This window comes from Clostridium sp. BL-8, assembly GCF_002006495.1.
Lineage (GTDB): Bacteria > Bacillota > Clostridia > Clostridiales > Clostridiaceae > Clostridium.
Genome location: NZ_LZZL01000158.1, coordinates 1 through 6,099, shown reverse-complemented (window position 1 = coordinate 6,099; position 6,099 = coordinate 1). Strand labels below are relative to the sequence as shown.

The window sequence follows — 6,099 nt, the reverse complement described above, 5'->3', positions numbered from 1 at the left end:
AAATTCCATATTTTTTCTTATAATCAACGACATATTCACTATTATACTTAAGTAGAGCATTGGCTACCCTATACATGCTTGACTCAGGAAACCAATGACCATTTAAAATACTCTCCTAAATCAATTTCTTTAGAAAACTTCAAAATATAATTATTTATTTCATCTATTTTATCTTTCTGAAGTTTATAATGATTTACACCATAACTTAGTGCCAAGGAATTGATTTTAGCGCCTTTTTCTACCAATATATTATCTTCAACTAACTTTTTTACACTTGACTCAAAATTCCTATAATTAATACTTCCATCCGGCAGTTTTTCCAATTTACTTAAGCAAAAAAGGAATTGCTTAAAATTAGCAATTCCTTTCCATACCATTTAAATGAATAGCTTTTGATTTCTATCTTTTAGAAATATTTTTCTACCTCATTTAAATTTTCTATATCAAAATATTCTCAATAATTAAATTCAGTTTATCGTCATCTAAACTTTCTATTTTTAGCCTATCCATGCTCCATTTGCATCTAATCTATATCCATCAATTGTTGTATTAGCTGCCATTGACCCATCCTCTTTACAGTAGTACCAGGTATCTCCATCATTTACCCAGCCTGTTGACATATATCCATTACTCTTTAGGTAATACCAGTTACCTCCAAGCTGTGCCCAGCCTGTTTGCATAGCTCCAGTTGATGATGACATATAAGTCCAGCCTACATTATCCTTTTGCCATCCTGTTAATGGATCACCTGTTGCATTTACCATGTACCAGTTTTACTATAAATAAACATCTGAAAATTCTAATCTTATGCGTTCATCCTTGTTTCTAATATTTCTATCATATATCATATTATCCTTAGCTACTGCTCCAGCTGGAAGAGTGACAGTAAACTTACTTCCTTTTCCATATTCACTTTCAACATTTACACTGCCACCATGTAATAGCGCAATAGATTTAACCAGATTCAATCCAATCCCAGTACCTTCCGTATTTCTAGATAAAGATTTATCTACTTGTTCAAATCTATCAAATATAATGTCCAATTTTGTCTCTTCAATACCAATACCATTATCCTTTACTGATATTTCAACCCAATCATCCATATCCTTAACATTTACAAATATCTCACCATTATCATTTGAAAATTTTGTAGCATTTGAAATAAGGTTTAGCATTATTCTCTCTATTTTTTCTGGATCACATGCAATAATCTTTTCTTCTGTATCCGTATCAAAAGTAATATTTAAGCCTTTAATTTTAACATAACTGGTTACTGACATGACTATTTCTTCTACGACATTAACTATATTCACATTTAATAGATTAAGTTCAAAAAATCCTGCTTCTATTTTTGACGAGTCCACTATGTTGTTAATAAGCTTTGATAACCTATAGGTATTTATCTTTATTGATTTAACATGTTTAATAAGTGTATCCTTTTTATTTATTATTGAATCATTCATATAATACATTTCTAATAACTGAGCCGTTGCAGAAATTACATTTAATGGAGTTTTAAGTTCGTGAGATATATTAACTAATAACTCTTCCTGCGATTTTAATGTCTTTTCCATGATTTTATTCGCCTTTATTTCCGCAGTAACATCCATTTCTAATAACTTATTTTGTTCCTCTAGCATTTTTTCTAAATTTTTTCTTTCTGTAATATCCCTGCTAAATCCTGATATAGATACTAAATCCCCATTTTCATTATATGTAGGAACTAAAAAATCCTCTATCCAGACATAATGCCCATCTTTATGCTTAAATCTTACACAAAAAGCTTTGGAAAAATCCGAGTTTTTATCTACTTTTGATCTTTGTATATTACAATCGTCAGGATGAACAATTCCAAATGCAAAATTAGCGTCAGTATAATATATTTCTAGATCATACCCTAAAATATCTTTCATTGAAGGGCCAACATATATAAACTTAGATTTCGGTAAAATTTGAAATGTAAAAAAAACGTCCTTAGTTTTTTCACATGTTTCAATTAGTCGATTATATCTCTCTTCAATGTAAATATATTTGCTTATATCTATAAGAGATAGGTATGCTCCAACTATTTTAGAACCATCATTAAAAACAGGTTTAGAGACAACATCAAAAATTAACTGATTACCATCTTTTTTTAAAACTAAAGTCTCGAAACTTTCACGTGATAATAAATCATCAAAGCTATAACCTAAAAATTTATCAATATTAGTATTTAGAATTTCATTTTGCATAAATCCTAAAATTCTATAACAGTTTTTAGAAATAGATTTAATTACTCCATCTGTATCCACTTTAATAAATAACTCTCTCTTTATTTCAAAATTATCTGAATTAAAATTTAAGCTCATTTTTTCTATTCTCCTAACAATATATATACTAAATCCAAAATTAAGTATTAAACACTGAAGAGGCTTAATTTTAATCTCCTTCATATATTTACATAATTTCTCATCAAAGAATAATTATAACATATAAAATATAAATTTTTTAACGACGATAAAAATGTAGTGGTTAAAATCAATAACATTGTAATAAAAAAATACTGATGGAGAAAACTCATCAGTAAACATCGGTACCATTTTTTAAACTATTAAATGGTAATTTTATACAAGGGTCTGACCCCTTTGTGAAGGAAATATTACTGAGCTTACTACTTCTTTTTTAATATAGTTATGTAAGTAAGCACAAGGATGCAATTTAATATTCTTCTTTAAAATCCTTTTTACCAGCTTGATATACAATCACCTTTTATGTGCCACTTTTTACAGTTCAGTGTACTTCTTACTATTTCCTTTAGCCTTTTCAACTGGATATTTCTTTTCATTTTTATCCATTTTACTATTTATGATTTCTTCTAAATTTACACCTAATGAATCAGCCATATGTATACAATAAACCATAACATCGGCAAGCTCTTCTAAAACATGCTCTTTATTAAAATCTTCTTCATCCCATAAGAATTCTTCTAATAGCTCTCCTGCTTCTATTGATATTGCTTTAGATAGATTAGCTGGAGTGTGAAATTGATCCCAATCACGGTCTGTTCTGAATTTTCTTATTCTATTTATTGTTTCCTTCATTTTGATCACTCTTTCTGTAATTTTCCAGTTTTTATGTTTATTATAGCATATATTATATAAGGCACAGTCAAAAAAATAATAAGTCCATGTGCCTAAAATAAATTTCATAAATATTTCTCAATATTATAAAACTCATTATATTTGAAAATAGATTCTATATACTATAAAATAATTTTGCCAAAGCATAGCTACTTTTTCCATTCACCTAAATATGGATTATAATTGCACATTTTTCCTTTAGAATAAATATCTCCATTTTCAGTACATATTGGCCTACAGTCATTGCAAACATATTTATATTCACAATCCTTGCATTCATTAATAAAGTCCTTTGAGACACTCCAAAATTTTGTAATCAAATAGTCATCAATAATATTATTCATATCATTTATTCTAATATTAAACCTTTTGTCTATAAAATCATTTCCCATTATGCATGGAGAAACATACCCATCACAGGTAATGTTTATCTTTCCCTGCCAACAGCTATTTCCAGAGTAATTTTTTAAGAACTGTGATTCATTTACCGGCTTAAAATTAGGTTTATTTCTAATTCTTTGAAATTTAGTTTCTAATTCCGATGGAATTAAATTTTTTTTAGATATTCCAACATCTCTTACTATGTCTATTTTGCTGCGAACTCCTGTTAATTCATATATGTAATCTTGTATTTCTGAAATATCATTAAAATTATAACTCATTACTGCGCTATTAGCTTTAACATAAACTTCAAATTCCTTCAACTTCTTTATATTTGATATTGTAATATTGAAACTTCCATCTTTTCTAGTTATTTTATCATGAATTTCTGCTTTATTTGAATAAATTGATGTGATTACTTTAACCTTATTTGATACAATGGCTTGTATTATTTTTTCTGTTAATAAAGTCAAATTTGAGTAAAGTATTAATTCTGATTCCGAACATATTTTTTTGCAATAATTTATAATATCTATAATCCCATTAAATAATAGTGGTTCGCCACCAATTAAAATTATTTTTCTAGGTTTAAATTTCTTCAATTGATTGATTATTCTTTTCCAATCCTCAACATTTAATAAATTTAAACCTTTATCGCTGCTACTATTACAATCCATATAACAATGGCAACAATTTAAATTGCAAGCTTTTCGTAATTCAAACCATACAGTAGATAATTTTCTATCAATAACCTTTTCCTTAGTATAATTTCCAGAAACTGTTTTTTCAACTGTTTTTTCACTAGAATAATACCCCAAGTTTTTACTAATGAGTAAATCCAAATATTTTTTAAATCTACTGTTTTCTTCTGGTGTCAATTCTGCTAAAATCTTTTCCACAGATTCACCATTTAAAAGCTTATTTAGATAATATTTTGAATTGCTATCTATAGAAAAAAGTCTACTGCAATTTAAATCTTGAAGTAAACCACGCTTTGCCCCTTGAATTAATATTACATTTTCATTTAGTACAAAATAGCTTTTCATATCCTAGTATATATCCTCTCCATCATCTGGCTCTGGATCTGGATACCCATTTGGCATACAATCTTGTTCTTCAGTCGGATTACAATCGTCAAAAAAGTCTGGGAAACAAGCTCCACTAACATTATTATCACTAATTTCCACCAATTCAAAATTCATTTTATGTCCCCCTTTATAATTAAAAATTTCAAATGAGTAATCAATATTTACTAATAGATAATTCTATTATATCTTAATTTGATTTATTTTTAAATTGGCTGATAAATGTTTAAGTAATCATATGCCTATACTCGAATTATTTCCAATTCGGCAAATAATATATGCACATAAGTTCTTATCTAAATGAAAAAAGCCATCCTTTTCTGGATAGCTTTTTACGTCTCAAGTTTTTAAATCTTAATTTTTAATATTTCTTCCTTGCTAAGTTTTGAATATTTAATTATTTTTTCTATTGGCTCATTATCTTTTAACATCTCTACTGCTATCTCTAATACCTTCTCTTTTTCGCCTTGTTCTATTCCTTCTTCAATTTTCTCTCTATCTCTTTCCAATTGTTTATAATTTCCGAACTGTGCTTCGCCCTCTTTTAAGAAGTGCATATATCTCACCTTTACTATTACATCACTCTTAGATTTCTTAATTCTATTATTCTATTATTCTAATATTCTTCTTACTTCCTCTTCTGATATATTACATTCTTTTGCGATTTGGCTTATTGTATATCCTGAATTTGAAAGCTTTAAAACTTTTTTTGTTAAAAGAATACCTTCTTCTCTGCCTTTTTCTATTCCTTCCTCAATCTTTTCTCTATCTCTTTCCAATAAAGTCATGAACTCCACCTCCATTAAAATATCACTTTTAACCTCTTTTACTCTTCTATGTATATTCTTAACAATATTTCCTTTAGCATACTTTACCGTATCATCTGACGAGTCTTCTACATAAGCAAGAAATTCTAATAGTTCATCACTTAAATCATTCATAATTCCTTTGGAATTTAATATTATTTTATGTGCCTCATCGTTTAACATTATACTATTATCTTCTAAGCATACATTTTGAAATGTATATTTATGACGACCTTTATTAAACAAATCAAATGTACAAATAAGTGAAAGCCCAAATTTTATATTTGGCTCCTCGAACTTACTCAGCGAACGCATGTGAGTCGAGTTTCCTTAAGTAATCTTTCCTTATCTTTATCTTTTGTTCTGATTATTAATAATATTATAGCTGATTAAACAATTGGTTTCAATAGTCCCCCAGCTTTCGAATAAGCTATTTGTCTTTAAGATACGCTGCCAAATACATTTCCTGTCAAATCTTCTTCCGATCTATCATTAAAATTTGATCCTTAACTGCTTATTTTTCCTTTGATTTCTGCAATAATTGCATTTTCTCCTCCAATAGCCCTTTATTCTCCTTGCATATCTAAATACTAGACTAATACTTCTTAACTATCTCAATAATAGCTTCACCGTACTTTTCGCATTTTACTTTACCAAATCCATTTACCTCATTGAGTTCTTCTATAGTCTTAGGTTTTGCTTTAATAA

Annotated in this window: 8 protein-coding genes and 1 pseudogene; all 9 read right to left on the bottom strand. The window is 28.0% G+C overall.

The annotated features are described in order from the left end of the window. Positions 1-83 precede the first annotated feature (83 nt). On the bottom strand, positions 84-323 hold the full coding sequence (locus CLOBL_RS26485; RefSeq protein ID WP_179117848.1) for a hypothetical protein: 240 nt from the start codon (positions 321-323) through the stop codon (positions 84-86). Positions 324-497: 174 nt separating this feature from the next. After that, positions 498-764, bottom strand: coding sequence for a hypothetical protein (locus tag CLOBL_RS26480; RefSeq protein WP_077861733.1), 267 nt, complete (start codon positions 762-764; stop codon positions 498-500). A gap of 12 nt (positions 765-776) precedes the next feature. Continuing rightward, positions 777-2,348 (bottom strand): ATP-binding protein, encoded by a 1,572-nt coding sequence (locus tag CLOBL_RS26475; RefSeq protein WP_077861732.1) that lies wholly within the window; start codon positions 2,346-2,348, stop codon positions 777-779. 414 nt (positions 2,349-2,762) lie between these two features. Further along, positions 2,763-3,080, bottom strand: a complete 318-nt coding sequence (locus CLOBL_RS26470) for a nucleotide pyrophosphohydrolase (RefSeq protein ID WP_077861734.1) — start codon at positions 3,078-3,080, stop codon at positions 2,763-2,765. A gap of 188 nt (positions 3,081-3,268) precedes the next feature. Then, the gene (locus CLOBL_RS26465) at positions 3,269-4,546 is read right to left on the bottom strand and encodes a radical SAM protein (RefSeq protein ID WP_077861731.1); all 1,278 of its coding nucleotides are present in this window, start codon (positions 4,544-4,546) and stop codon (positions 3,269-3,271) included. A 3-nt stretch (positions 4,547-4,549) separates the two neighbouring features. Continuing rightward, positions 4,550-4,702, bottom strand: coding sequence for a hypothetical protein (locus tag CLOBL_RS28315; protein WP_009171007.1), 153 nt, complete (start codon positions 4,700-4,702; stop codon positions 4,550-4,552). A 230-nt stretch (positions 4,703-4,932) separates the two neighbouring features. After that, positions 4,933-5,142 carry a hypothetical protein gene (locus tag CLOBL_RS28395; protein ID WP_242953935.1) on the bottom strand — a complete coding sequence of 70 codons (210 nt, stop codon included), beginning with the start codon at positions 5,140-5,142 and terminating at the stop codon, positions 4,933-4,935. Positions 5,143-5,196: 54 nt separating this feature from the next. Further along, positions 5,197-5,652, bottom strand: a pseudogene (locus CLOBL_RS26455) (transposase); the annotation flags it as partial. A 334-nt stretch (positions 5,653-5,986) separates the two neighbouring features. Continuing rightward, positions 5,987-6,097, bottom strand: coding sequence for an HRDC domain-containing protein (locus CLOBL_RS26450; RefSeq protein WP_077861730.1), 111 nt, complete (start codon positions 6,095-6,097; stop codon positions 5,987-5,989). Positions 6,098-6,099 lie beyond the last annotated feature (2 nt).